The 25,113-nt window shown below is 71.6% G+C and carries 26 protein-coding genes and 1 tRNA gene; 10 read left to right on the top strand and 17 right to left on the bottom strand.

Annotated features, from left to right (window positions below; genetic code table 11):
- Positions 1-175 precede the first annotated feature (175 nt).
- Positions 176-1,519, top strand: coding sequence for an alpha/beta fold hydrolase family protein (locus E2C06_RS12550; RefSeq protein WP_133288950.1), 1,344 nt, complete (start codon positions 176-178; stop codon positions 1,517-1,519).
- 16 nt (positions 1,520-1,535) lie between these two features.
- Here E2C06_RS12550 and E2C06_RS12545 read toward each other — a convergent pair whose 3' ends face one another.
- From E2C06_RS12545 to E2C06_RS12535, 3 genes are all read right to left on the bottom strand, one after another.
- On the bottom strand, positions 1,536-1,919 hold the full coding sequence (locus tag E2C06_RS12545) for a hypothetical protein (protein ID WP_133288949.1): 384 nt from the start codon (positions 1,917-1,919) through the stop codon (positions 1,536-1,538).
- A gap of 212 nt (positions 1,920-2,131) precedes the next feature.
- Complete coding sequence (locus tag E2C06_RS12540; RefSeq protein WP_133288948.1) at positions 2,132-3,283, bottom strand: helix-turn-helix transcriptional regulator; 1,152 nt, start codon at positions 3,281-3,283, stop codon at positions 2,132-2,134.
- Positions 3,284-3,524: 241 nt separating this feature from the next.
- A tRNA-Ala gene (locus tag E2C06_RS12535) sits at positions 3,525-3,600 on the bottom strand.
- Positions 3,601-3,814: 214 nt separating this feature from the next.
- Between E2C06_RS12535 and E2C06_RS12530 the strand changes: the two genes are divergently transcribed.
- The 5 genes from E2C06_RS12530 to E2C06_RS12510 are packed head-to-tail and all read left to right on the top strand — an operon-like array spanning position 3,815 to position 6,384.
- Positions 3,815-4,126 carry a YggT family protein gene (locus E2C06_RS12530; protein ID WP_133288947.1) on the top strand — a complete coding sequence of 104 codons (312 nt, stop codon included), beginning with the start codon at positions 3,815-3,817 and terminating at the stop codon, positions 4,124-4,126.
- Between the two features lie 45 nt (positions 4,127-4,171).
- Positions 4,172-4,477: a DUF167 domain-containing protein gene (locus tag E2C06_RS12525; protein ID WP_133288946.1), complete on the top strand. Its 306-nt coding sequence runs from the start codon at positions 4,172-4,174 to the stop codon at positions 4,475-4,477.
- Positions 4,474-5,322 carry a bifunctional methylenetetrahydrofolate dehydrogenase/methenyltetrahydrofolate cyclohydrolase FolD gene (gene folD / locus E2C06_RS12520; protein WP_133288945.1) on the top strand — a complete coding sequence of 283 codons (849 nt, stop codon included), beginning with the start codon at positions 4,474-4,476 and terminating at the stop codon, positions 5,320-5,322. The genes E2C06_RS12525 and folD overlap by 4 nt, the downstream gene beginning before the upstream one ends.
- Positions 5,322-5,516 (top strand): hypothetical protein, encoded by a 195-nt coding sequence (locus E2C06_RS12515; protein WP_133288944.1) that lies wholly within the window; start codon positions 5,322-5,324, stop codon positions 5,514-5,516. Before folD ends, E2C06_RS12515 begins: the two co-directional genes overlap by 1 nt.
- Positions 5,517-5,520: 4 nt before the next feature.
- Positions 5,521-6,384, top strand: coding sequence for a DMT family transporter (locus E2C06_RS12510; protein WP_133288943.1), 864 nt, complete (start codon positions 5,521-5,523; stop codon positions 6,382-6,384).
- Positions 6,385-6,387: 3 nt separating this feature from the next.
- Here E2C06_RS12510 and E2C06_RS12505 read toward each other — a convergent pair whose 3' ends face one another.
- On the bottom strand, positions 6,388-7,023 hold the full coding sequence (locus E2C06_RS12505; protein ID WP_133288942.1) for an FMN-binding negative transcriptional regulator: 636 nt from the start codon (positions 7,021-7,023) through the stop codon (positions 6,388-6,390).
- Positions 7,024-7,248: 225 nt separating this feature from the next.
- Positions 7,249-7,461 (bottom strand): hypothetical protein, encoded by a 213-nt coding sequence (locus E2C06_RS12500; protein ID WP_133288941.1) that lies wholly within the window; start codon positions 7,459-7,461, stop codon positions 7,249-7,251.
- 90 nt (positions 7,462-7,551) lie between these two features.
- On the opposite strand from E2C06_RS12500, the gene E2C06_RS12495 reads away from it, so the two are divergent.
- Positions 7,552-8,616, top strand: a complete 1,065-nt coding sequence (locus E2C06_RS12495; RefSeq protein WP_133288940.1) for a mechanosensitive ion channel family protein — start codon at positions 7,552-7,554, stop codon at positions 8,614-8,616.
- A gap of 53 nt (positions 8,617-8,669) precedes the next feature.
- Positions 8,670-9,635 carry a Bug family tripartite tricarboxylate transporter substrate binding protein gene (locus tag E2C06_RS12490; protein ID WP_165982356.1) on the top strand — a complete coding sequence of 322 codons (966 nt, stop codon included), beginning with the start codon at positions 8,670-8,672 and terminating at the stop codon, positions 9,633-9,635.
- Positions 9,636-9,689: 54 nt separating this feature from the next.
- On the opposite strand, the gene E2C06_RS12485 is transcribed toward E2C06_RS12490, so the two are convergent.
- The 3 genes from E2C06_RS12485 to E2C06_RS12475 are packed head-to-tail and all read right to left on the bottom strand — an operon-like array spanning position 9,690 to position 12,294.
- Positions 9,690-10,262 (bottom strand): hypothetical protein, encoded by a 573-nt coding sequence (locus tag E2C06_RS12485; RefSeq protein WP_133288938.1) that lies wholly within the window; start codon positions 10,260-10,262, stop codon positions 9,690-9,692.
- The gene (locus E2C06_RS12480; RefSeq protein WP_193560452.1) at positions 10,255-11,046 is read right to left on the bottom strand and encodes a potassium channel family protein; all 792 of its coding nucleotides are present in this window, start codon (positions 11,044-11,046) and stop codon (positions 10,255-10,257) included. Before E2C06_RS12480 ends, E2C06_RS12485 begins: the two co-directional genes overlap by 8 nt.
- A gap of 12 nt (positions 11,047-11,058) precedes the next feature.
- Complete coding sequence (locus E2C06_RS12475; protein ID WP_133288937.1) at positions 11,059-12,294, bottom strand: argininosuccinate synthase; 1,236 nt, start codon at positions 12,292-12,294, stop codon at positions 11,059-11,061.
- Between the two features lie 158 nt (positions 12,295-12,452).
- Here E2C06_RS12475 and E2C06_RS12470 point away from each other — a divergent pair, with 158 nt between their 5' ends.
- Entirely contained in the window at positions 12,453-13,478 is a 1,026-nt protein-coding gene (locus E2C06_RS12470; RefSeq protein WP_133288936.1) for an alpha/beta fold hydrolase, read from the top strand.
- 123 nt (positions 13,479-13,601) lie between these two features.
- Here the strand turns inward: E2C06_RS12470 and E2C06_RS12465 are convergent, their stop codons facing one another.
- From E2C06_RS12465 to E2C06_RS12425, 9 genes are all read right to left on the bottom strand, one after another.
- Positions 13,602-14,819, bottom strand: coding sequence for a urate hydroxylase PuuD (locus tag E2C06_RS12465; RefSeq protein ID WP_133288935.1), 1,218 nt, complete (start codon positions 14,817-14,819; stop codon positions 13,602-13,604).
- Positions 14,819-16,183, bottom strand: coding sequence for a nucleobase:cation symporter-2 family protein (locus E2C06_RS12460; RefSeq protein ID WP_133288934.1), 1,365 nt, complete (start codon positions 16,181-16,183; stop codon positions 14,819-14,821). The genes E2C06_RS12465 and E2C06_RS12460 overlap by 1 nt, the downstream gene beginning before the upstream one ends.
- A gap of 96 nt (positions 16,184-16,279) precedes the next feature.
- The gene (locus E2C06_RS12455; RefSeq protein ID WP_133288933.1) at positions 16,280-17,257 is read right to left on the bottom strand and encodes a Bug family tripartite tricarboxylate transporter substrate binding protein; all 978 of its coding nucleotides are present in this window, start codon (positions 17,255-17,257) and stop codon (positions 16,280-16,282) included.
- A 21-nt stretch (positions 17,258-17,278) separates the two neighbouring features.
- Positions 17,279-18,028, bottom strand: a complete 750-nt coding sequence (locus E2C06_RS12450; RefSeq protein WP_133288932.1) for a hypothetical protein — start codon at positions 18,026-18,028, stop codon at positions 17,279-17,281.
- Between the two features lies 1 nt (position 18,029).
- Positions 18,030-19,115, bottom strand: a complete 1,086-nt coding sequence (locus E2C06_RS12445) for a malate/lactate/ureidoglycolate dehydrogenase (RefSeq protein ID WP_133288931.1) — start codon at positions 19,113-19,115, stop codon at positions 18,030-18,032.
- 53 nt (positions 19,116-19,168) lie between these two features.
- Complete coding sequence (locus E2C06_RS12440) at positions 19,169-20,323, bottom strand: ABC transporter ATP-binding protein (RefSeq protein ID WP_277751818.1); 1,155 nt, start codon at positions 20,321-20,323, stop codon at positions 19,169-19,171.
- A 29-nt stretch (positions 20,324-20,352) separates the two neighbouring features.
- A complete protein-coding gene (locus E2C06_RS12435) occupies positions 20,353-21,258 on the bottom strand; it encodes a carbohydrate ABC transporter permease (RefSeq protein ID WP_133288929.1) in 906 nt (301 codons plus the stop codon).
- Positions 21,255-22,199 (bottom strand): carbohydrate ABC transporter permease, encoded by a 945-nt coding sequence (locus E2C06_RS12430; RefSeq protein WP_133288928.1) that lies wholly within the window; start codon positions 22,197-22,199, stop codon positions 21,255-21,257. Before E2C06_RS12430 ends, E2C06_RS12435 begins: the two co-directional genes overlap by 4 nt.
- A 69-nt stretch (positions 22,200-22,268) precedes the next feature.
- Positions 22,269-23,597, bottom strand: a complete 1,329-nt coding sequence (locus tag E2C06_RS12425; RefSeq protein WP_241671241.1) for an ABC transporter substrate-binding protein — start codon at positions 23,595-23,597, stop codon at positions 22,269-22,271.
- Between the two features lie 236 nt (positions 23,598-23,833).
- Here E2C06_RS12425 and E2C06_RS38710 point away from each other — a divergent pair.
- A partial coding sequence (locus E2C06_RS38710; RefSeq protein WP_206664522.1) for a YsnF/AvaK domain-containing protein occupies positions 23,834-25,113 on the top strand: 1,280 nt, incomplete at its 3' end.

Here is a 25,113-nt window from a genome sequence, read left to right as displayed (position 1 = left end):
GCCGATGACGCCGGATTGCGTTCCGGCGGCGCGGATTCGGGCGACTATGCCGCCGCATCAATCGCCGCCCCGTCGCCCCAGGCCACGGCACCCCATGCCGAGACACCCGCCGCCCCGACACCCGATGCCGCGACACGCCATGCAGAAGCACCGGCGCCTTGCGCGGCGCGCGGCCGTGCTCCTGCTGACCGGGCTCGGCGGCTGTGCCGCGCCGGTCGCGCCGGCGGCGCCCACCCCCGGCTTCTCCGCCGATACCGCGACGCGGGAAGGGCTGATCTCGGGCGCCACCGCCTCCGAGGCGGCCTGCACGGCGCTGCCGGACGGGCTCTGGGTGCGCGCCGAGGGCCGGGCGGAATGCCTGCGCGTCTCCGGCAGGCTGGCCCGGCCGGCGCGGCGGGCGATCGTCTATATCCCCGGCGACCCCGGCGGCGCCGCCTACCGGACGGCCGGCGGGCAACCGGAGATCGAGACGGTGAGCGAGGCCTACGAGCTCTCGGACGCGGCGCGCCACGCCTCGGCGCGGGCGCGCAGCGCCGCGCTCGGCGCCATGCCGGTGCTGGTGCTCGGCCGCCCGGGCATGCGGGGCTCCTCCGGCGAGCATGCGCGCGACCGCCACACCACGGCCGAGGTCGCGCTGGTCGATGCCGGACTGACCGCGCTGCGCCGCCGCTTCGGCATCGAGGAGCTGGTGCTGCTCGGCTTCTCCTCCGGCGGGGCGGTGGTCGCCAACCTGCTGGCGCGGCGCGGCGACGTCGCCTGCGCGGTGATCGGCTCGGCGCCGCTCGACCTCGAGGCCTATTACCGGCGGCCGGACGGCTCGCTGCCCGAAGGCTACACCATGCGGGCGGGCGAGCTTGCGGATCCGCTGGACAGCATCGGCGAGATCCGGCCGGGTGCCGAGATCTACGTCATCGGCGACCGGCGGGACCGGATGGTGCCGGCCACTGCCTGGACCGCCTGGGTTGCGGCGGCCCAGCGGACCGGGTTGCATGTCCATGCCGCGGAGGTCGCCGGCCAGGACCGGCCGGATCTCGGCCGGGGCGCCGCGGCGTCTCGCCACCTCACGATCAGCCGCGGCTTCGAGGTGGCGCGGGCCTGCGCCGTCGGCATGCCGCCCGACCAGGTGATGCACGCGCTCGAGGCGGACGCGCCGCTGCTGGTGCCGCAGGGACGCCGCCTGCATGGGGCGGAGATCCGCGCCGCACTGGCCGGGCGCACCCTGCGCGGCCTGGAATGGGAGCCGACGCTGAATGTCCTCTCGACCTGGGCAGCCGACGGCACGCTGACCTACCTGGCCCTCGGACGGGAAGCCCGGCCGCTGGCGCAATGGCGCTGGCGGGTGGAGGGCGACCGGCTCTGCACCACCCGGCACGGCTGCACCGAGGTTCTCACCGCGGCCGGGGCGCTCAACCTCGTCGCCGGCCATCCGGCGCGGTTGCGGCTGACGCTGCTGACCTCGCCCGACGCCCGCGCGGCCGCCGACCGTTCCGGCGGCGGGCCGGAAGGCCCGCCGCCGTGATCTGCCGCGCTGCTGCTCAGCGCCGGCCCGACGGGTTGGCGTAGACCACCGTCCGGTCGTCGCCGCCGCCCATGATCCAGGCCTGGCGGCCGGGACTCGCCTCGGCCGGGGCGGCATAGGTCCAGGCCGGACCGTCGCCGTCGTTGCCGGCGAAGGTGGCGACCCGGCCGGGCCGGTCGAAGCTGGCACCGCCACCCGCGCCGCCGCGGCTGTAGGTGATCAGCCCGTCGTCGCCGCCGCCGCTGATGGTGGCGACGCCGCCACCCGCCACGTTGCCGCCCAGCATGTTGACACCCTGGGCGGGGCGGTAGGCGAGGTCGGCTGGTGCCTGGGCCAGCGCCGGGGCCGCCGCGAGACCGGCGAGGAACGCGAAGGATGCAAATGTCGTGCTGCGGGCCATGGTGTCCTCCCACGAGATTGTTCTGGAATGGTCTGGCTGTAAGGTCTGGTCTTAATCGTCCCTGGCCCTGGCGCTGCCTCCGCGGGGGATGTCCTCGGGGGAAGGCCCTGGCAACCGGTCCAATGCGCCGGTGAGGGGAAGCTAGGCGGCCGATGGGGCGGCCGCGTCGCATGAATGATATATGCCGAAAAAAATATTTCCGCGGCCCGGCCTCAGCGGTGCAACCGGGCGAGGACCAGGGCGAGCTCCGCCTGCCGGTGCACACCGGTCTTCTCGAAGACCCGGTGCAGGTGCAGCCGCGTGGTGCCCGGGGTGATGCCGAGCGCCTCGGCGATCCGCGTCACCTCCTCGCCCTGTCCGGCCCGCGCCGCCACCTCCGCCTCCGCCCGGGTCAGGCCGAAGGCCTCGCGCAGCAGGGACAGCGGAGGCGGATCGGGCCGCTGCGCCGGGTCGGTCACCAGCAGCAGCGCCGCGGCCTCGGGCGGCAGCCCCATCGAGGAGGCGCCGGCGGCGCCGAGCGACAGCACCGCGACGATCAGCGGCGGCCGCGCCGGCGGCGGCCGCGAGAGGCAGAGGTGCTCGGCGCCCTCGCTTCCTTGGGCCGCGGCCGGGCCGGAGCTGGCGACCGCCGCGGCCACCATGCGGCGCAGCGCCGCGGTCTCCTCCACCTGCCGGGCGCGCAGCACGCCGCCTTCGGCGCGGTCGGATTGCAGCCCGTCGCGGGCGGCCAGCAGGCCGGCGCCGGCCTGGTTGGTCCGCAGCACGCGCATCGCGCCGTCGACCAGCAACGCGGCGCGCGGCAGGGTTTCCAGCGTACCGACCAGCGCGCGCCGCTCGCCCTCGGCTTCCGCAACCCGCAGGTGCAGCGCGACGGCGCGGCAGAGATGCGGCGCCAAACGTTCATAGGCAGCGACCTCCGCGCCACCGAACTCGCCCTGCTCCGCGGTGCGGAACAGGCAGAGATTGGCCGCCAGCCCGTTCGCATGCCGCGCGGCGCGAAGGTTCATCAGGCTGTCGAGCCCGAGCGGCCGGAGGCAGTCCTGGTAGAAGCGGGTCCGGCGGAACTCGTCCTTCGGCATGAGGCCGGTATCGGTGATCACCGCCCCAGCCGGCAGGTGCTCGGTGCGCTGGGCGAGCTCGTTCCGCCCGGCATGGCGCAGCAGGTAGCGTTCCACCAGGACCGGGTCGAGGCCGGTATGCAGGATACGGCCGGGGGTCTGCGGGCCGACGATGCCGAGGGCGGCGAAGGCGGCACGGAAGGTCTTGGTGAGTTCGCGCAACACGGCGTCCCAGCCGCAGACCCCGACGGCCGCATCGTAGAAGCGGTCGATCAGGATATCGAGGCGATCATCGGCGGCAAACATCTGCGCACCACCAGCCTTGATCGATGTCCGCACCCTACGCCGGACCCGGGGCGGGGTTCTGTGCCGCGACGCACGATCGATGAGCCTGCTACACAAGGGCGACAGGCTTGCTGCCGCAAGCGTGTCAGGCCGGCCCGGACCTGCGCGACAGAAATGCCGGGCCAGTGGCCATGGGCCTGCATCAGCTGCGCCGGCAAGGTCGCGGAGAGGTGCTCGGTATGGAGGTAAACGGGAGGGTAGATGGTGGAGCTGAGCGGGATCGAACCGCTGGCCTCGTCATTGCGAACGACGCGCTCTCCCAACTGAGCTACAGCCCCGTACCACCGCCGCGGCGTTGGGTGCCGCGAGGAGCGGCGATATGCCCCAGCCGATGGGGCAGGTCAAGCGCCGCGGCCGGCTTTCTTGCCGCCGTGCGGCGGCGCTGCGGGCCGGGCGGCCCGCCGGTCCCGCGGCGGGACGCTTAGCCCCCCGCGCTTGTCGCGGCGGGGTGGCGTCACTAGGTTGCGCCGGCGTTTCTGGCGGGACCGGCTGATGTTCCTTGATGTGGTGTTCTATCTGGCGAGCGCGGTGCTCGACCTGTTGTGGTGGGCGGTGCTGCTGGCGGTTGTCGTTCAGATGCTGATCCAGTTCGGGGTGCTCGACACCCGCAACCGGGTGGTCTGGACCATCGCCGACTTCCTCTACCGGGTGACCGAGCCGCTGTTCAGCCGGGTGCGCCGCGTGCTGCCGAATTTCGGCCCGGTCGACCTGGCGCCGCTGGCCGTGCTGCTGCTGATCACCGCCGGCAAGATGCTGCTGGGCGCCACCGCGAATGCCCTGCTGCGGAGCGGCATGTATTTCTGAGCTGCGGAGCGGCATGTACTTCTGAATGCGGGACGGGGCGGCGCCGTGAGCCATTGGTGGCAGGCCGCGCCGGGCGGGGTCAGCGTCCGGGTGAAGGTGCAGCCGCGGGCGCGGCGGGCCGGGCTGCAGGGCCTCGTCCCCGGGGTGGACGGGCCGCGGCTGAAGCTGGCGGTGGCCGAGCCGCCGGAGGATGGCCGCGCCAACCGGGCGGTCTGCGCCGCCCTGGCCCGCGCGCTCGACATGCCGTCCTCTGCCGCGGAGGTTGCACAAGGGCTCGCGACACGGGAAAAGCTGGTTTTTGTCGCCGGCAATCCCGAGATGCTGGCGTCCCGACTCGAGGCATTGGCATGACGGCACGGATCATCGACGGCAAGGCGGTGGCGGAACGCCTGCGTGGGCAGCTGGCCGCGCGCATCGCCGCCCTGCCCTTCCGCCCCGGGCTGCGGGTGGTCCGGGTCGGCGACGACCCCGCCAGCGGCGTCTATGTCCGCAACAAGGACCGTGCCGCGGCGGCCGCCGGCTTCGACAGCGCCACTATCCACCTGCCCGCCGATACCAGGGAGTCCGACTTGCTGATGCTGGTCGAGGACCTGAACATCGACCCCGCGGTGGACGGCATCCTGGTGCAGCTTCCCCTGCCGCCGCAGATCAGGCCGGAGATGGTGATCGCCGCGATCGACCCGGCCAAGGACGTGGACGGCTTCCACCCGGTCAATGCAGGACGGCTGGCGGCGCAGCAGCCGGGCCTCGTCCCCTGCACCCCGAAGGGCGTCATGCACCTGCTGCGGGAGGCCGGGGCAAGGCTTGCCGGCGCCCGGGCAGTGGTGCTCGGCCGCAGCCAGATCGTCGGCCGGCCGATGGCGCAACTGCTGCTGGCGGCCGACTGCACCGTCACCATCGCGCATTCCCGCACGCGGGACCTGCCCGCCGAATGCCGCCGGGCGGAGATCCTGGTCGCCGCCGTCGGCCGGGCCGAGATGGTACGCGGCGAGTGGATCGGCGAGGGCGCCGTGGTCATCGACGTCGGCATCAACCACAATGGCGCCGGCAAGCTGGTCGGCGACGTCGCCTTCGATGCGGCGGCGGAGCGCGCCGCGGCCATAAACCCGGTTCCCGGCGGGGTCGGGCCGATGACCATCGCCTGCCTGCTGGAGAATACGCTTGAGGCGGCGCTGGCCCGCCGCGGGGCGCATTGATGCGGCTCTATCGCCTGCTGCGGGTGCTCGGCATCCTCGCCCTGCTCGCCACCATCCTGCTGGCCAGCCTGGACCTGCCCGCGCTCACTACGCCGGATTGGCTGCGGATCTCCGGCGTGGCGCTGCCGGCGCTGGCGCTGCTGCTGCTCAGCCGGTCGCTGCGGCGGGCGCAAAAGTCCCTCGGCCTGCACTGACCAAATGGCGGGCCTCGGCCTCGGCCTGCTCTTCGTCGCGATCTGGGCCTCGGCCTTCACCGCGATCAAGGGCGTGGTGCCGGAATGGCCGGCGCTCTGGGGGCTGGCGGCACGGTTCGCCTGCGTCGCGCCGATCCTGCTGGCGGTGGCCGCCTGGCGCCGGGCTGTCTGGCCCGGCCGCGCCGATGCCTGGCGGCTGGCGGCCATGGGGGTCTTCGGCTCGGCGCTCTATCTCGCCGGGGCGTGGAAGGCCTCGACCGTGCTGCCCTCCGGCCTTGTCGCGCTGCTCTCCTCGACCGCGCCGCTCTTCGTCGCACTCGGCGAGGTGGCGGTGCTGCGGCAGCGGGTGCCGCCACTGGCCTGGGCCGGACTTGGGCTCGGCTGGCTCGGGGTGGCGGTGCTCGGCGCCGGGCGTGGCCTTGGCGGCGTCGGCGCGGCGGAGGTCTGGGGCCTCGGCCTCGCGCTCGGCGGGGCGCTCAGCCAAGCGGCGGGGATCCTCGCCTTCGTCCCGGCGCGGCGGCGGATCGACCCCTGGACCGCCAATGCGGCGCAGACCACGGTCGCCGCGCTGACGCTGCTGCTGCTGGCCGGCCTGGCGGAGCCCGCGCTGCCGCCGGCGCCGAGCCCGACACTGGTCCTGTCGCTGCTCTATGGCGTGCTTGTGGTCGGGATCGGCGGCTATGCGCTGTACTTCGTCATGCTTGAGCGGCTGCCGCCGGCAACCGCCGCGGCGCTGCAACTGCTGGCCCCGCCGCTGGCCGGCGTCTTCGGCTGGGCGCTGCTGGGGGAGCGGCTGGCGCCGGGCGACCTGGCCGGCGGGGCGGTGACGTTGGCCGGGCTGGCGCTGCTGTTCCGGGCGCGGCGGTAGGACTCAGCCGCCTGCCACCATGGCCCGCATCGCCGCCGCCGCTTCCCGGTCGCGCGGGTCCTCGCTCGCGGCCAGACCCGACTCGGCGCCGGCGCGGTCCGGCTCGGCGCGGTTCTGGCTCATCTTCCGCTTGCCCTCCAGCCGCTCGATCTTCAACGAGAGGCCGACGATCCCCTTCAACTGCGCGGCAACGAAGCGCTCCGGCGCGTCCGTCACCGCCCAGGGCCGCGGCTGCGCCGCTTCCTTGCGGTCCGTCAGGATGGAGACGATGGCATGCAGCCGGCCCGGGTTCTCGATCACCTCGATGGGGCCCTCGGCATGGACCGCCTCGTAGTTCCAGGTCGGCACGACGCGGTGATGCTCGGCCTTCGAGGGATACCAGTTGGGCGAGACATAGGCCTCCGCCCCCTGAAAGACCGCCAGCGCCCGGCCGGCCGCGCGCAGCGCCTGCCAATGCGGGTTGGCGCGGGCCACGTGCCCGAGCAGCACGCCCTCCTCCTCCAGCAGCACCAGCGGCAGGTGGGTCACGTTCGGCACGCCGTCGGCGCCGTTCGAGACCAGCAGCGCCAGGCGGGCCGAACGGATCAGGCCGTGCAGGATGTCCGGGCGGTCTTCGCGGAAGGCAGGCGGGTTGTACATGGCGGAAACCTGCCGGACTCCGGGCCCGCGCCGCAACGGCGGCATGCGCAGGGCGGGGTTGCGCGTGGCGGAACCCTTGTGGGGCGGCACGGCAATGTTGTCGAGGGACGCGCTTTCCTCCCTGGCTCCCTCCGCCCCTGAGCCGGCGCCTGCCGCGGGGCCGGTGCGGGCCCAGGAAATGGATGAGGGGCGCGGGGAGAATGCCGTCCCCCGGCCTTCGGTCCTTCAGCGCTTGGCGTCGCGCGCGGTATCCGACGCCGCCGTCTCGGTCTTCTCGCGGTCGTCGCTCGGGCGGCCCTTGGGCTTGGCGTCGCCGGCCTCGCCTGCATCCGTCGCCGTGGCCGGCTGGCCGGAGGCGTCCTGGCCTTTCTCCTGCTCGGTCCAGCCGGACTCGCCGGTGCCCTTCCCGGTGTCCTTGGGCGCATTCGCGTTCGGCATATCCCGCTCCTTCAGTCCGGCGGCGGAACGCCGCGGGGCAGGCGGCGGTTCCGGCGCGTTCGGACCCGGATTGCCGCAGGAGGTGACCGCATGCTGCTGCCCGGACCGACCCCGCTCTGGCTCTCGCTGCTGCTCGGCTTCGTCGCCGCGCCGGCACTGGCGCTCGGCGCCCTGGCCCTGATGCATGCCGCGCTGGACCGGCTGCTGCGCGACCACCAGGCGCCGGTGCTGCAGCGGCTGCTGCGGGACGGCCGCGGCGCGGTGCGGGTGGCGGTCGCCCTGCTGGCGCTGATCGCCATCCTGCCGGAGCTCGACCTGCCGCGGCAGCTGGTGGCGGCGGCGACGCGGCTGGCCGACCTGGCGCTGATCGCCGCGCTGGGCTGGATGCTGACGCGGAAGGTCGCGGCCCTCTTCGATGCCTGGCTCGACCGCGCCTGGACCGGGGAGGAGGACTGGATCACCCGCCGCCGCCGCACCCAGCTGGTGGTCTTCCGGCGGCTGGCGGTCTCGGCCGGGGTGACGCTGACCGCCGGGCTGGTGCTGACGCAGATCCCGGCGGTGCGGGCGGTCGGGCTCAGCCTCTTCGCCTCGGCCGGCGTCGCCGGCATCGTCGCCGGCCTCGCGGCGCGGCCGGCGGTCTCCAACCTGATCGCCGGCATCCAGCTGGCGCTGACCCAGCCGATCCGCATCGGCGACTCGGTGGTGGTCGAGGGCGACTACGGCACGGTCGAGGAGATCACGGCGACCTATGTCACCATCACCACCTGGGACCAGCGCAGCCTGGTGGTGCCGCTGAACTACTTCATGGAACGGCCGATCCGGAACTGGACCAAGCGCACCACGCAGCTGCTCGACACCGTCTTCGTCTACGTGGACTACACCGTGCCGGTCGAGGCGATCCGCGCCGAGGCCAAGCGCATCCTCGAGGCCACGCCGCTCTGGGACCGGCGGGTCTTCGCCGTGCAGGTGACCGACCTGAAGGAGCGCAGCATGGAGATCCGCGTGCTGATGAGCGCCAGCAATGCCGGGCGGATGTTCGACCTGCGCTGCCTGATGCGGGAGGCCCTGATCGGCTGGCTGGCCGCCCGCCATCCGAATGCCCTGCCGCAGGAACGCGTGGAGATGACCGGCGAACGGGCGCCGGCGCCGGCTTGACCGTGCCACGAAGCCGAATGCAGCCTTCGCTCAACTATCGGGAGACCCTTGCCATGCCGGCTCGCCGCAGCTTCCTCGCCGCCACGCTCGCCTTGCCGGCGCTTGGCCGTGCCAATGCGCAGGGCGGCTTTCCCGACCGCCCGGTCCGCGTCGTCGTCGCCTTCGCCCCGGGCGGGCAGTCCGACACCGTGATCCGCCTGCTGGCGCCGAAGATGTCGGAGGCGCTCGGCCAGCCCATCGTCATCGAGAACCGCACCGGCGCCGGCGGGTCGATCGCCGGAGGGGTCGTCGCGCAATCGCCGGCGGACGGCTATACGCTGCTCTTCGACAGCTTCGGCTTCCTGGTGGTGCCCTTCCTGGTGAAGGGCCTGTCCTACGACCACGACAAGGCCTTCGCCCCGGTGGGCCAGGCGGTGTCGCTGCCCTATGTGCTGGTGGTGAAGAAGGGCTTCCCGGCGAAGACGCTGGCGGAGTTCATCGCCTATGCGAAGAAGAACCCGGGCGTCAGCTACGGCACGCCCGGCACCGGCTCGGTCGGCCACCTGGCGGGGGCGCTGCTGGCCAGCCGGGCCGGGATCACGCTGGAGCACATCCCCTACCGCGGCGGGGCGGAAAGCGCGCGGGACCTCGCCGGTGGCGTGGTCGACGCGGCGATCGGCACCGCCAACACCTTCCGCCCGCTGGTCGAGGACGGCCGCGCCGCCGGCATCGCGCTGACCAGCGGGGAGCGGCGCGGGACGCTGGCAAACCTGCCGACCATCGCCGAGAGCGGCTTCCCCGGCTTCGACCTGACCAGCTGGAACGGGCTGTTTGCCCCGGCCCGCACGCCGGCGCCGGTGATCGCCCGGCTGGAGGCGGCGATGCAGGCGGCGCTGGCCGACGAGCCGACCCGGCAGAAGCTGATGATGGCCGGCAACGACCCGGCGGCCGAGGGCTCGGCGGCCTTCGCCGCCCGCATCGCGCGCGAGCGCGAGGTGGTGCGGAAGATCGTGCAGGAGACCGGGATCAAGGCGGAATAGGCGAGCCGCCAGTCCGCTCCAGCCGCGGATGCCGGCCGTGGCTGGCGGCGGAGATCAGAAGGCCCGGCCGGCGACGGTCTGGCCGATCACCGGCACAACGGCGCCGACCAGCGTGCCGATCAGCGCCGCCTGGTCGTCGCCCTGCCGGTCGCAGGACAGCACGGCGGTCCAGACCACCCGGCCGCTGGCGCGCTCGCGCAACTCGACATTGCCGTTCAGCCGGCGGACGGGCGCGGCGCCGCCGCGCCGGTTGCGCGGGACATCCCGCATCCAGCCGAGGTCGTCGCCGTCGCGGTTGTTGTCGGCGTCACGGAAACTGAAGGGGTCGGCGCCGCCGCCGCGGCCGCCGTCGGCCGAGAGGCTGCCGCGCCAGGAGAGCACATGCGTCGCCGGCTCCCCCACCCGGTGGCCGGCGGCGCGCAGCGCGGCGAAGACCCGGTCGCGCAGCGCCCGGCCGGTGGCGTCGTCGTTGCGTAGCGCGATGCCGTAGACCGCCTCGCGCGGCACCGGCGCCAGGGCGGTGGCCGAGAGGTGGCCCGGGCATGCCGCCTGGGCCAGGGCCTGTCCGGCCGGCAGCAGCGCGGCGAGCAGCAGCGCCAAGGACATGGTGCGCATCGGGTCAGGCATTCCCCTCATCCGGGATGTTGATCAACTGGCCGCAGGCCTTGCAGTGGACGGCATCCGGCTCATGCCGTTCCAGCCCGCAGGCGGGACAGGGGTAGCGCACCTTCGTCGGACGGAACAATGCCTGGGCCAGCCGCAGGAAGAGGGTGACGCCGGCCAGCATGATGACCACCGAGAGCAGCCGCCCGGTGGTCCCCGGCAGGGTGACGTCGCCGAAGCCGGTCGTGGTCAGCGTGGTGACGGTGAAATAGAGCGCGTCGGCATAGTTGCCGATGCCGTGGTTGGCGCGGTGCTGCGTCTCGAAGACGACGCCGCTCATGACGAAAAGGAAGACGAGGAGCTGCGCCGCGGCCAGCGTCGCCTCCTCGTTGCGGCGGAAGAAGGGCAGGTCGCTGCGCAGCGTGGTGATCAGCTTCACCGAATGCAGCAGCCGCAGCGTCCGCAGCACGCGGAGGAAGGCCATCGCACCCTGCAGCAGCGGCGCCAGCAGCAGCGACAGGATGGCGACCAGGTCGGCCAGGTTGAACGGGTTGACCAGGCTCCGCAGCGGCACGCCGCTGGCGGCGATGCGCATGCCGAACTCGCTCGCCAGCACCAGGCCGAGCAGCACGTCAAGCGTGAGCACGAGGCTGCTCGGCGGCAGGAAGGACGCGATGACGATCCAGGCGATGCTGAGGATGTCGAGCCCGAGCAGGGCATAGCGGAAGCGCTTGGCGGGTGGCGTCCCCGCTTCGTAGAGATGGCGCAGCACCACGCGCAGGCCGTGCCGCCGCGCCATCTCCCGCATCGGTTCGGGCGCCTAGAGCGCGCCGCCCTTGCGGCCGGCCATGGCGCCGAGCCGGAGGCGGAGCGCGTTCAGCTTGATGAACCCTTGCGCGTCGAACTGGTCGTAGGCGCCCTGGTCGTCCTCGAAGGTCACGTGCTTCATGGAGTAGAGGCTGTTCGGCGACTGCCGCCCGGTGACGATGGTGTTGCCCTTGTAGAGCTTGAGGCGGACGGTGCCGGAGACGCTGGCCTGGCTCTCGTCCGCCATGGCCTGGATCATCCGGCGTTCCGGGCTGAACCAGAAGCCGTTGTAGACGATCTCGGCATAGCGCGGCATGAGCGAGTCTTTGAGGTGCGCCGCCTCGCGGTCGAGGGTGATGCTCTCGATCGCCCGGTGCGCGACATAGAGGATGGTGCCGCCGGGCGTCTCGTAGCAGCCGCGCGACTTCATGCCGACGAAGCGGTTCTCCACCAGGTCCAGCCGGCCGATGCCGTTGGCCCTGCCGAGCGCGTTGAGCTTGGTCAGCAGCATGGCCGGCGACAGCCGCTCGCCGTTGATGGCGACCGCGTCGCCGCGCTCGAACTCGATGGTGATCTCGGTCGGGGTGTCGGGCGCGGCCTCGGGGCTGAGGGTGCGCTGCCAGACCATCTCGTCCGGGGCGTCCCAGGGCTCCTCGAGGATCTTACCCTCGGAACTCGAGTGCAGCAGGTTGGCGTCGACGCTGAAGGGCGATTCGCCGCGCTTGTCCTTGGCGATCGGGATCTGGTGCGCCTCGGCGAAGGCGATCAGCGCGGTGCGGCTGGTCAGGTCCCATTCGCGCCAGGGGGCGATGACCTTCACCTCCGGCTTCAGCGAATAGTAGCCGATCTCGAAGCGGACCTGGTCGTTGCCCTTGCCGGTCGCGCCATGGGCCACGGCATCGGCGCCGACCTGCTCGGCGATCTCGATCTGACGCTTGGCGATCAGCGGCCGGGCGATCGAGGTGCCCAGCAGGTACTGGCCCTCATACAGCGCGTTCATGCGGAACATCGGAAAGACGAAGTCGCGGGTGAACTCCTCCCGCAGGTCGTCGACGAAGATGTTCTCCGGCTTGATGCCGAGCAGCAGGGCCTTGTCGCGGGCCGGGCCGAGTTCCTCGCCCTGGCCGAGGTCGGCGGTGAAGGTGACCACCTCGCACTGGTAGGTGGTCTGCAGCCATTTCAGGATGACGCTGGTGTCGAGCCCGCCGGAATAGGCGAGAACCACCTTCTTCACGTCCTTCACGCGCATCGGAAACGTCCTTGGTCGGCCCCGTCGGGGCAGCCGCGCGACGGGGCCGCGCGGCGGGAAAACCTGGCTGTCCTGCCCGGTCGGGGCGCGGCGGACAAGAGGCTTGTTGCAATCCAGCCCGGCGATGTGGTTTCCTCACTTTTATGGGATATCACATATTGTTGTCCTTTATCCTCTGCGCCGTTGCCCTCCTCCCTGCCCGGGCGGAGCCGCCGCGCATCCCCGTCCTCGATGCCGCCGCCGTGCCGCATCTCGGCCCCGCGGGCCGCGAGGATTATGCCCGCTTCCTGCTGCAGGCGACGCCGCGCGCCTTCGCGCTCAGCCCGGAAGGCGCCTGGGGCTGGGCCGCCGCGCTGCCGGACGCGGCGGCGACGGCGAAGCGCGCCGTGGAGCTCTGCGCGTCCTGGGGCGGCAGCGACTGCCGGGTCTATGCCGCGGACCTCGCGGTGGTCTGGCCCGGGATGGAAAGCCCCGCCCCGCCCCCCGCCCCCGCTGCCCCGGTCGAGGCCGGCGCGGGCTGGTCCCTGGTGCCGGACGGCCGCTTCCTCTGGCAGGGGCCGAAGGCAGCGCGCGGCGCCTATGTCTGGGCGCATGGCCGCGCCGCCGGCGGCCAGGACAGCCGCGGCAGCCAGCCGCAGCCGCATGTCCGGGTCTTCAACAATGCCGGCTACGACGTGCTGCGCTTCGACCGCGACCCGTCGACCGATGAGACCGACACCGCCGCCGAATGGCTGAAGCAGACACTCCGGACGCTGCGGGCGCAGGGCTACGACCGCATCGTCATGGGCGGCCAGTCCCGCGGCGCCTGGAACGCGCTGCAGGCGCTCGACGTGCCGGGCCTGGTGGACGGCGTGGTGGCCGTGGCGCCGGCGGCGCATGGCGCGACCGGCAGCCCGGCCTGGGCCTGGGCACTCGATGACCTGCAGCAGGTGGTGCGCGCCGCCCGCAGCCCGCGCGCCCGGGTGGTGGTGGCGAATTTCGCCCGCGACGAATTCGACCCCGACCCGGACCGCCGCGCCGCGCTGTTCCGCAGCCTGGGCGCGCCGCGGGTCGGCGCGCTGCTCTTCCTCGACCGGCCGCAGGAGGTCACGGGCCATGGCGGCGGCGCCGATGCTCGGTTCACGCTGCGCTACGGCACCTGCCTGCTGGAGTTCATCGAGGGCCGGGCGGCCGACTGCGGCTAGAGCAGATCCCGATCAGGTGGGATCACCTGATCGGGTGAGGATGCTCTGAACACAATGACCTGGAGCATTGGCCGTGAACGCATGCGAGCGGAAAATGCTCTGGCGGCGGATGGGCGGCGGCGCCTAACGCAGCCAGGCCGCCAGCACCCGGCGTTCCTCCGGCTCGATCCCGGTGATGTTGTTCGGCGGCATGGCCTGGCTCATCACCGCCTGCGCGCGGATCGCCGGCGCCGCGCGGGCGATGTGCTCCGGCGTGTCCAGCCGGATGCCCTTCGGCGCGACGGCGATGCCGGCCCAGACCGGCTCCGCCGCGTGGCACATCGAGCAGCGGCCGAGGACGATCTCCACCACCTGCCCGGGCGGCGCGGCGACGCCCCGCGGCAGCGTGGCCCCGGGCGGCTCCGCTGCCGCCAAGCCCAGCCTGTCCCGGCCCACCGGCGAGGAGGTCAGGCTGATGACGCCGGCGAGGATGATGCAGAGCGCGGCGACCGCCCAGGTCCACCATGGATTGCCACCGGCATGGTGGCGGATGTTGTAGAAGTGCCGGATCATGGCACCGGCGACGAGGATCAACCCGACGACGACGAAGGCGAAGGGCGTCGAGCTGACGATCGGATAGTGGTTCGCCAGCATCAGGAACAGCACGGGCAGCGTGAGGTAGTTGTTGTGCGTGCTGCGGATCTTGCCGATCCTGCCGAAGGCCGGGTCGGGCTGCTGCCCGGCGATCAGCGCGGCGATCGACTTCCGCTGGTTCGGGATGATGATCATGGCGACGTTGCCGGCCATCCAGGTCGCCAGCACCGCGCCGGTATGGATGACGGCGCCGCGGCCGGAGAAGACCTGCTGGAAGAACAGCGCCAGCAGCATCACGAAGGCGAAGCAGGTGCCGGCCAGCAGCACCTCGTTCCCCGCGATGCGCGACTTGCAGAGCCGGTCGTAGACCACCCAGCCGAGCACCAGCGCGCCGATGCCGATCGCCGCCGCCGTCGCCGGCCCGATCGCCGCCACGCCTGGGTCGATCAGGTAGAGGTCGGCGGCGCCGTAATAGATCCAGGCCAGCAGGCAGAAGCCGGAGAGCCAGGTCGTATAGGCCTCCCACTTGTGCCAGAGCAGGTCGGGCGGCAGCGAGGCCGGCGCCACCAGCCATTTCCTCACTTGGTAGAAGCCGCCGCCATGGACCTCCCACATCTGGCCGCCGCGGCCGCCGGGGATGCCGGGATCCGCCTTCATCATGGCGTCGATGTGCATGAAGTAGAAGCTGGTGCCGATCCAGGCCATGGCGCTCAGCACATGCAGCCAGCGCAGCAGCAGGCTGGCCCATTCCTGCAGGTACGGGTCCATCAGTGCGCCGCCTCCTGGGCCCGGGCCGTGGCGGCGGCGTCGTCCTGCGCCGCGGCGGCCGAGCCCATGCCGTTGAAATAGAGGTTCAGCACCACCGCCATCAGCGCCGAGAGCAGGATGCCGCTCTCCAGCAGCGGCGCCAGCGCATGCGGCATCGCCTTGAAGAACTGCGGCGCCACCAGCGGGATCAGGCCGAAGCCGATGGCAATGGCGACGATGTAGAGGTTGTGGCGGTTGCCCTGGTAGTCGACGCCGGACAGGATGCGCACCCCGGTCGCCGCCACCATGCCGAACATGACGATGCCGGCGCCGCCGAGGACGAAGAGCGGCACGCTCTCGACCAGCGCGCCGAGCTTCGGCACCAGCCCCATCGCCAGCATGACGCCGCCGCCGACCGCGGTGACGTAGCGCGACGTCACCCCCGTGACGCCGACCAGGCCCACGTTCTGCGAGAACGACGTATAGGGGAAGGTGTTGAAGATGCCGCCGATCAGGGTGCCGATGCCGTCGGTGCGCAGGCCGCGGGTCAGCGCCGCCTGGTCCACGCGCCGCCCGGTCATCTCCCCCAATGCCAGGAACATGCCTGCGGATTCGATCATCACCACGACCATGACGATGCTCATCGTGACGATGGCGACGAGGTCGAATCGCGGCATGCCGAAGGCGAAAGGCGTGACCGGCGCGAACCAGGGCGCCGCCGCGACCTTGGCGAAGCCCATATGGCCGATGCCCCAGGCGACGGCGCAGCCGGCGACGATGCCGACGAGGACCGAGACATTGGCGAGGAAGCCACGGGCATGCTTGGTGACCAGCAGGATCAGCACCAGCACGCCGGCCGCCATCCCGAGATGCAGCGGGTCGCCATAGCCCGGCATGGCGGGGGACGCGGCGCCGGCCGCCCAGTTCACCCCGACCCGCATCAGCGAGATGCCGATCATCAGGATGATCGTGCCGGTGACGACGGAGGGAAACAACGGCAGCAGCCGGCTGACGAAGGGCGCGATCAGCATGGTGACGATGCCGGCGGCGATGACCGCGCCGAAGATGCCGAGCAGGCCGAGATCGGGGTTGGTCGCCATCGCCACCATCGGGCCGACCGCGGCGAAGGTCACGCCCATCATCACCGGCAGGCGGATGCCGAAGGGCCCGATGCCGAGCGACTGGATCAGCGTGGCGATGCCGCAGGCGAAAAGATCCGCATTGACCAGCAGCGCCACCTGGTCCGGCGGCAGCTTCGCGGCACGGCCGATGATGAGCGGCACCGCCACGGCGCCGGCATACATCACCAGCACATGCTGCAGCGCGAGCGCCAGCAGCTTCGGCGCCGGCGGCACCGTATCCACAGTCTCAGCCCGATCCGACACATCCGGTCCCCCTGACGCAAGCCGCGCGGGTCCCGGCGCCCTTCCCCATGGGCCGTCAGTTAGCCTTCAGACGATGGGCCGGGCAAGGGGACGCGGTCAGGGTTCCAGCTTCACCCCTGTCCGCTGCACCACGACGCGGAACTTCTCGACCTCCCGTGCCAGGAAGGCGCGGGCTTCCTCCGGGCCGTTGGGCCGGGTCCAGGCATCGACGCCGGCGGTCAGCAGCCGCTGCTGCAGGGCAGGCTCGGCGAGCGAGGCGTTCAGCGCCCGGTTCAGCGCCGCCTGGATCTCGGCCGGCATCCCCGGCGGTCCCAGCAGGATGTTCCATGTCACCAGGTCGAAGCCGGGCACGCCGGCCTCGGCCAGGGTCGGGAGGTCGGGGAAGGTCGGGAAGCGGTGGTCGCCGGTGACGGCGATGCCGCGCACCATGTCGTCCCGCACCTGCTGCGCGGCGGAGGCGAGCACGGCGATGCCGAACTTGCCGTCGCCCTGGAAGATCGCCGTCAGCATCTGCCCGCCGCTGCGATAGGGCACGTGGACGAAGCGGGTGCCGAGGTCGAGCGCCAGCATCTCGGAGGCCAGGTGGACGATGGTGCCGACGCCCGAGGTCGCATAGGCGATGCTGTCGGGCGGCGCGCCGCGCAGATGCTGCACCACCGCGGCGGGCGTCGCGCCGGGCAGGTCCTTGTTCACCACCAGCACCAGCGGCGCGGTGCCGATGACGCCGAGATGGGAGAAGTCCGCCACCGGGTCGTAGCGCGTGCCGCCCACCAGGGCATTCGGCGCGATGGCGTGGGAGGAGCTCTCGACCAGCATGATGGTATGGCCGTCCGGCGCCTGCCGCTTCAGCCACTCGCTGGCGACGATGCCGCCGGCGCCCGGCCGGTTCTCCACCACCACCCGCGCACCGTTGCCGAGATTGGCCGCCAGCCGCTCCGCCAGGATCCGGGCCGCGATGTCGGTGGAGCCGCCCGGGGCATAGCCGGTGGCCAGGGTGATGGGACGGTCGGGGAAGGCCTGCGCCACGGGCGCGAGCAGCAGCATGGCAAGGGCAAGGCCGAGGAGGCGGTGCATGGTCGGTGACTCCGTGGCGGCTCAGCCTTGGGCCAGCAAATCGGCCGGGGTGCGACCGAGGACGGGGCCCATCAGGCCGAGATCGAGGGCGGTGCGGGTGACCTTCGCGGCGAAGCCCGGCGCCGCGGCCAGCGCCGCCAGCCGCAGCCGCGCCGCGGCTTCCGCCATCAGCCGCTCGAGCGCCGGGCCGTCCTCAGGCCGCGGCAGGTTAGGGATCACCGGGCCGCGCTGCGGCGGGGTGCCGAGCAGGAGGCGCTCCAGCACCCGGCTGTCGAGCGAGATGGCGGTGCCGCAGGTCATCGCCAGGTCCTCGTCCGGGAAGGCCAGCCGCAGCCCGACCAGCGCGCCCGGCGCCCGGTTGCGGGTGAGGTGGTTGTCCCAGATCACCAGCGGCCTGCCGTCGGGGAAGGCCTCGGCGGAGACGCCGCCCTCCGCCCGCGGACCGAGGATCCGGTAGAGGCCGAAGCGCGCCTCGCCCAGCGCGCGCAGCATGCGGTCCTCCTCGCTGCCCGGCAGCGGCGGCTCGGCCCGCGCCTGGCGCTCGATCGCGCGGCCATGGCCACCCACAGGGTCGAGCACGCCGAGGTCGAACACCGCGGCGAGCTGCATCTCATCCGCCGGGCGGACCTGCTTGCCGTCCCAGAGCGTCAGCGCGCGCGCCTGGCTGGCGACGCTGGCGAGCGGGATGCGCTGCGAGGCCGCGCTCAGCAGGCTGCGGCGGATCGCGGCGTAGCGCAGGTAGCGCGCCGCCGGCGTCTGGTCATCCGACACGTCAATTCGGGACGGTGACGCCAAGCGCCCGGGCGCAGCGGACGATGCTCTCCCAGGTGTCGGGCTGCAGCGGCACGCCCTTGGCGAGGCGCTCGGCGCGCAGCCGCGCCTCCGGCTCGCCGGGGGCCAGCACCTCGCCGCCCGGGGTGGCGGGGCGGCAGGACTTCACCCAGGCGACATAGTCCTCGGCGGTGCGCTTGAACTCGGCAGCGGTGCCGAAGTGCTGCGGCGAGATGTAGATCGACAGCATGCCGTTGGCGATGCGGCCCCGCACATCGACGGGGCCCGAGGTGCCGCCGCCGGTGAAGGCGCCGGCCAGCAGCTCGCACATGAAGGCGAGGCCCGAGCCCTTGTGCTCGCCGAAGGCGCGGATGGCGCCGAGCCCAGCCGAGGGACTGCGCGGCCCGACCTGTTCATATGGGCCGTAGAGCGTATGCGGGTCGGCCGAGAGGGTGCCGTCCGGCTCGATCAGCGCGTCGTGCGGCAGCGCCTTGCCGCCGTTCGAGGCGACGAGGACCTTGCCTTCCGCGACCAGCGACGTCGCGAAATCGAGCACGACCGGCGGGTCGGTCGGCACCCCGACGCTGAAGGGAGCGGTGGAGAAGCGTCGCTCCGTTCCGCCGAAGGGCGCGACCAGCACGGAGCCCGCGACGTTGACGAAATGGATCGAGATCAGCCCCGCGGCGATCGCCTGCTCGGAATAGGCGCCGATGCGGCCGACATGGCCGGCGTTCTTCAGCGCGACGATGGCGGTGCCGTGCTTCTGCGCCCGCTCGATGCCGAGCGCGCAGGCCTCCGGCGCCACGGTCTGGCCGAAGCCGAACTTGCCGTCGAGCAGCGCGAAGGCGCCGCCGTCGGTGACGATCTCGGCCGACTGGCCGGCGAGGATGTAGCCGGCCTGCTGCCACTCGACGTAGCGTGGCACGCGGACCACGCCGTGGCTGTCATGCCCCGCGAGGTTGGCGCCGAGCAGGTGGTGGGAGATGCGCCCGGCCTCCGCCGCCGCGCAGCCATTGGCGACGAAGATCTTGGCGACGAGGGCTTCGAGCGTGTCGGCGGCGATCAGTACCGGGGTATAGCTGTCCATGGGTCTTCCCTAGGGCAGGCCCGAGGGCGTGGCCACCCCCGGGCCTTCGGCGATTACAGGACGCGGTCGGTCTTCGGGTCGATCAGGTGCATGCGGTTCATGTCGATCGCCATCGGCGTCCGCACGCCCGGCTCCACCGCGACGCCCGGGTCGAACTTGGCGCAGATCTCGTGCCCATCCTTCCAGAAATGCAGCAGCGTCTCGGCGCCCATCGGCTCGACCACCTCGGGCGTCGCGTGGAAGCTGGCGAGGCCGGGGCGGTGGTCGTTCGGGCGCACCTCGGTCATGTGCTCGGGCCGGATGCCGAAGAGCAATTCTCGCCCTGCATGGGCCTTGTAGCGGCCGATGCGGTCCTCCGGGATCGGCAGCACGATGTCGCTGGACAGCTCGAGATTCAACGCGCCGGAGGTCTCGACCAGCCGGGTCGGGATGAAGTTCATCGCGGGGCTGCCGATGAAGCCGGCGACGAACTTGGTCTGCGGGTGGTGGTAGAGCTCCTGCGGCGGGCCGACCTGCTCGATCACGCCGTGGTTCATCACCACCACGCGGTCGGCCAGCGTCATCGCCTCCACCTGGTCGTGGGTGACGTAGACGGTGGTGGTCTTGACGGTCTGGTGGACCTTCTTGATCTCGGTCCGCATCTGCACGCGAAGCTTGGCGTCGAGGTTCGAGAGCGGCTCGTCGAAGAGGAACACCTTGGGGTCGCGGACGATGGCGCGGCCCATCGCCACGCGCTGCCGCTGGCCGCCCGAGAGCGCCTTCGGCTTGCGGTCGAGCAGCACCTTGATGTCGAGGATCTGCGCCGCGTTCTCGACCCGGCGGCGGATCTCCTCCTTCGGGAATTTCCGCAGCATCAGGCCGAAGGCCATGTTGTCGTAGACCGACATGTGCGGGTAGAGCGCGTAGTTCTGGAACACCATGGCGATGTCCCGGTCGCGCGGCGGGATGTCGTTCACCACGCCGCCGCCGATGGCGATCTCGCCGCCCGAGATCTCCTCGAGCCCCGCGATCATCCGCAGCGTGGTGGACTTGCCGCAGCCGGATGGGCCGACGAGGACGACGAATTCATGGTCGTCGATCTCGAGGTTGATGCCCTTCACCGCCTGCACGCCGCCTTCGTATTCCTTGACGACCTTGCGGATGGAAACCTGCGCCATCTGTTCTTTCTCCTCCCGGCCGATCCACGCCTCCGGCCTGTCCGGGGCGATGCCCCGGACAGGCCGGCGACCGGACGGTGTCAGCCCTTGGTCGCGCCGGCGGTGAGCCCGGCGATGTAGTAGTCCATGAGGAAGGCGTAGACGATCACCGGCGGCAGCGCCGCCAGCAGCGCGCCCGCCATCAGCTGGCCCCAGGCGAAGGTGTCGCCGCGGATGAGCTGGGAGACGACGCCGATGGTCAGCGGCATCTCGTCGGGACGGGTGATGAAGGCGGTCGGGTAGACGAAGGCCGCCCAGGACACGGTGAAGGCGAAGATCGTCGCCGCGATGATGCCGGGCAGCGCCACGGGGATGAAGATCTTGGTCAGCATCTGCATCCAGTTGGCGCCGTCGATCAGCGCCGCCTCGTCCAGCTCCTTCGGGATGGAGGCGAAGTAGCCGATCATGATCCAGGTGCAGAAGGGCACGGTCAGCGTCGGGTAGACCAGCACCAGCCCCCAGATCGAGTTCAGCAGCCCGAGCCCGCCGACGATCTGGTAGAGCGGGATGAAGAGCAGCGTGTCCGGCACTAGGTAGGTCAGGAAGACGCCGGTCGCCAGCAGGCCGCTGCCGAAGAACTTCATCCGCGCCAGCGAGAAGGCGGCGAGGACCGAGATCACCATGGTGACGCAGACCACCGCCGCGGTGATCTTGATGCTGTTGAAGAAGAAGCCGCGGAACATCGGGTCGCTGATCAGCGCCCAGTAGTTCTCCAGCGTCGGGTTGCGGACGATCCAGGGCGTGCCGACCGGGTTGGAGATCTCGGCGCTGGTCTTCAGGCTGGTGATCAGCATGTAGAAGGGCGGCGCCAGCATGACGATGGCGGCGACGACCAGCGACACATAGGCGGTGATCAGCGCCCAGCGCCGCTCCTTGCGGAGCGAGCCGACCTTGCGGGCAACGCCTGGAAGAACGGCGGAGGGGGAGGCTGCGGAGGCCGACATCATGCCATCTCCCGGTTGCGCTGGTTGACGCCGCGCAACATGAAGAAGGCGACGGTGGCAAGCAGCGGGAACATGAACAGCGACACCGCCGCGCCGCGCGGGATGTTGCCCGACAGCACGCCGACCTGGAAGGCATAGCTGGCGAAGACATGCGTCAGGTCGCGCGGCCCGCCATTGGTCAGCACCCGGACGATGTCGTAGTTGGCGAAGGTGACGATCAGGCTGAACAGCACGGTGATGCTGATGATGTTGCGCATCATCGGCAGGGTGACGAAGCGCAGCCCCTGCCAGCCGGTGGCGCCGTCGATGGCGGCGGCTTCGTAGAGCTGGTCGGGCACCGATTTCAGCGCCGCCAGGTACATGATCATGAAGAAGGGCGTGCCGGCCCAGACATTGACGATGATGACCGAGGCGCGCGCCCAGCCGGGCTCGCCGAGCCAGGGGATGGAAGGCCCGCCCATCGCGGTCAGCAGCCAGTTCAGGCTGGAATAGCTGGGATCGAACATCCACCACCACCCCAGCGTCGACAGCGCCGGCGGCACCACCCAGGGCAGCAGCAGCATGCCGCGCCAGACCCGCTGACCCTTGGTCGGGATGTGGTGCAGCATATGCGCCAGCCAGAAGCCGAGCAGCGCCTTCAGCACCACGGCGGTGATGGCGAAGATGCAGCTCTGCCAGATCACCATCCGGAAGGTCTCGGAATCCAGCAGGATCTCGAAATTGCCGAGGCCGATGAAGCTGGTCATCCGCCGGTTCAGGGTGGAGAGGTAGATGGCATAGCCCGCCGGCCAGGCGACCAGCCCGGCGATCACCGCGATCAGCGGCAGCGCCATCAGGAAGGCGATCGTGGAACGGCGCCGCGCGAAGCGCTGCAGCGTCATCCCCCCGGTGGCCGGCGCCGCGGGACGCCCGGTCTCGGTGATGGTGGTGGCATCCAGGGCCATGGCGGCCTCTCCTGCTCAAATGGCGAAAGGGGGCGGCACGCGGCCGCCCCCCGCCGTGCACGCCTTGCTTCAGCCGCGACGCATGTTGTTGATCTCACGCTCCAGCCAGCCCATCGCCTGGTCGATCGTCTCGCCGCCCTGGGCGACACGGGCGATCACCTTGGTGTTGAGCGCCTGGATGTACATCTGTGAGGCCAGCTCCGGCGGCGCCGGGTCGAAGGCGATCGAGGTCTTCGCCTGGTGGTGCGGCTTCAGCGGGTAGTTGGCGATGGTGCCGACCGGCGGGTTCTGGGTCTCCCAGATCTTGAAGTCGGACATCGTGGCGAAGGGCGGGATGTCGTAGCCGCCGCTGGTATTGGTGGTGAACTCCGCGCTCTCGCGCTGGCTGAAGAACTCCAGCATCGCCTTGGCCGCAGCCTTGTTCTTGCCGAAGGACCAGATGCCCGTGGTGAAGGGCAGGTAGGCCAGGAAACGACCCGCGGGGCCGGCCGGCATCGGCACCGTCCAGCACTTCTCGGCCACCGCGATGTTGTCGCGCTTGGCGACCGCCCAGGCGGAAGGCGGGTTGAAGACCAGCGCCGACTTGCCCGAGATCAGGGCGCGGTTGTTGGAGGCGTCGTCCCAGGCCCAGACGTCGTTCGGCAGGAACTTCGACAGCCGCACGCCGTAGTCGATCGCCTGCTTCAGCTTCTCGTTGCCCTTGATGGTGGGCTCGCCCTTGGCGTTGGTGATCTGCGCGCCGTAGCTGAGGAAGAGCGCGCCGACCCAATCGACGGCATCGGAGAACTGGCCCATCGGCAGGCCAAAGGGGAAGCCGGCCTTCTGGCAGGCCTCGGCCGCCTTCAGGAAGGTGTCCCAGGTCCAGGTATCGGCACCCGGGCCACGCTCGCCGCTCGCGGGCCACATGGCGCGGACGTCGATCCCGGCATGCTCCTGCATGAGGTCGAAGCGGACGCAGGCCGGCTTGTTCTGGGTGCCGGACGTCGCCGGGATGCCGCGCCACTTGCCGCCATGCACCGCGAGGAACTTGGCGACCGGGTTGATCTGGCCGTACTTCGCCTCGAGCCGCTGGATGACGTCGTCGACCGGCTCCAGCCGGTCGGCATAGGCGCCCACATCCCAGGGCGTCAGCGAGATGCCGTCATGCCCGTTGCCCGACTGCGCCTGCGCGGCGGCGGTCAGCTGGAGCTGGTTGCCGGTGGTGTTGATGAAGTCGAGCGAAACGTTGACGCGATTCTTCTCGCCCCAATCGGCCGCGAGCTTCTTCAGCGCGTCGTTGCCACCCGGAACCCAGTGGTCCCAGAAGGCGAAGCGGAGCGAACCGCCCGTGCCCTGCGCATGCACCATAGGTGCGCCAAGCGTCCCCGCCGCCACAACTCCGGCTCCGGAACGAAGCATCGTGCGCCGGCTCAAGCGATTGCCTGCCATCTGTATCCTCCCTGCATGGCGGGCGGTGCCCGCCGACGTTCCGCTCGGGCCTGTTCCGGCCCCGGCCCGCAACATGGCCCGACGCAATCGCCGTGACAACGGGGGGCACTTTGTAACTTCGGCGCAACCAGGGTGACGATGCGCTGCCGGGCGGAACATCCGCGCCATCGCCGCCGTTGAGGTTTCATCGCGCCAGGGAACACCGCATGGAGCAGGACGCGGCAGAGCAGGTCATTCCGCTGCTCGAAGAGCGACTTCGTATAGCTAAGCAATGGCGCGACACCGGCCGCGTCCGCGTCTCGGTCACCACCGCCGAGGACTCCCGCCTGGTGGAAGAGGTGCTGCGCCAGCGCAGCGTCGAGGTCGAGCGCGTGCCGATCGGCCGCCAAGTGGCCGAGCTTCCGTCCGTCCGGGAAGAAGGCGACACCCTCGTCATCCCGGTGGTGGAGGAGGAACTGGTCGTCGAGCGGCGGCTGGTGTTGCGGGAGGAGGTGCGCGTGCGCCTCCGCACCGAGGACCGCCGCGCGGCGGTCCCGGTGACGCTGCGCCGGCAGTCCGCGGCGATCGAGCGGCTGCCACCCCACCCGGCACCCGGGACGGGCAACAAGAAGCAGGAGAGACACGTCATGCGAACCATCACCGGCTTGTTCGACAGCCGCCCGGAGGCGGAACGCGCGGTTCAGTCAATCATCCAGGAACACGGCCTCGGCCGCGACCGCGTGCAGATTCATGCCGCCTCCGATGCGGGGCGCGACACGGCGCAGCACGGCGTCCCCGCCTCGCTGCGGACGCTCCCGATCCCCGAGCAGGACCGCGTCCTCTATCAGGAAGGCATTCGCCGCGGCGGCGTCCTGGTCTCGGCCGAGGTGGCGGAGGCGATGGTCTGGCCGGTTGGCGAGGCCTTGGAGCGGCACGGCGCCGTCGACCTCGACGCGCGCGAAGCGGAATGGCACGCCAGTGGCCCCGGCGGAGGCCCGGTGACCGGTGCCGCCGGGGCGGGCGGCCCAGGGGCCGGTGCCGCGGGCACCGACGTCGCGGGCGCCGCCGGCGAATGGACCGGCGGCGGCGGGCTGATCGGCGGCCGGTCCGCCGGCAGCAGCGCGACGCAGGACAGCCTGCCGGCGGTGAACCCGGACGCTTCCGGGCGCGGCTGGACCGGCGGCGGCGGCGCCATCGGCAGCACGGCCTCGACGCGCGACACGCCGGAGCAGGCGGGCGTCGGCTCGACCTATGCCGGCACCAGCTATATCGGGGCCCGCAGCACCGACGAGGACATCACCAAGCCGATCAATGCCGGCATCGCCTCCTCCCCGCCGGTGCGGCCGGCCGGGCCGGCGGCGCTCGCGGCGGCGGGGGCGGGCGCCAGCACCTCGGCGCTGCGCGGCTCGGAGCGGGATGTGACCCTCGCCGCCTCGGTCGGCAACGAGGGCCCCGGCACCGGCGCGGGACCTGCCGCGGGCAGCGCCGCGGCCGGGCAGGCGCCGAT

Source organism: Dankookia rubra (assembly GCF_004355005.1).
Lineage (GTDB): Bacteria > Pseudomonadota > Alphaproteobacteria > Acetobacterales > Acetobacteraceae > Paracraurococcus > Paracraurococcus ruber_A.
The sequence above is the reverse complement of the archived record's forward strand: the minus strand, read 5'-3'. Positions and strand labels throughout refer to the sequence as shown.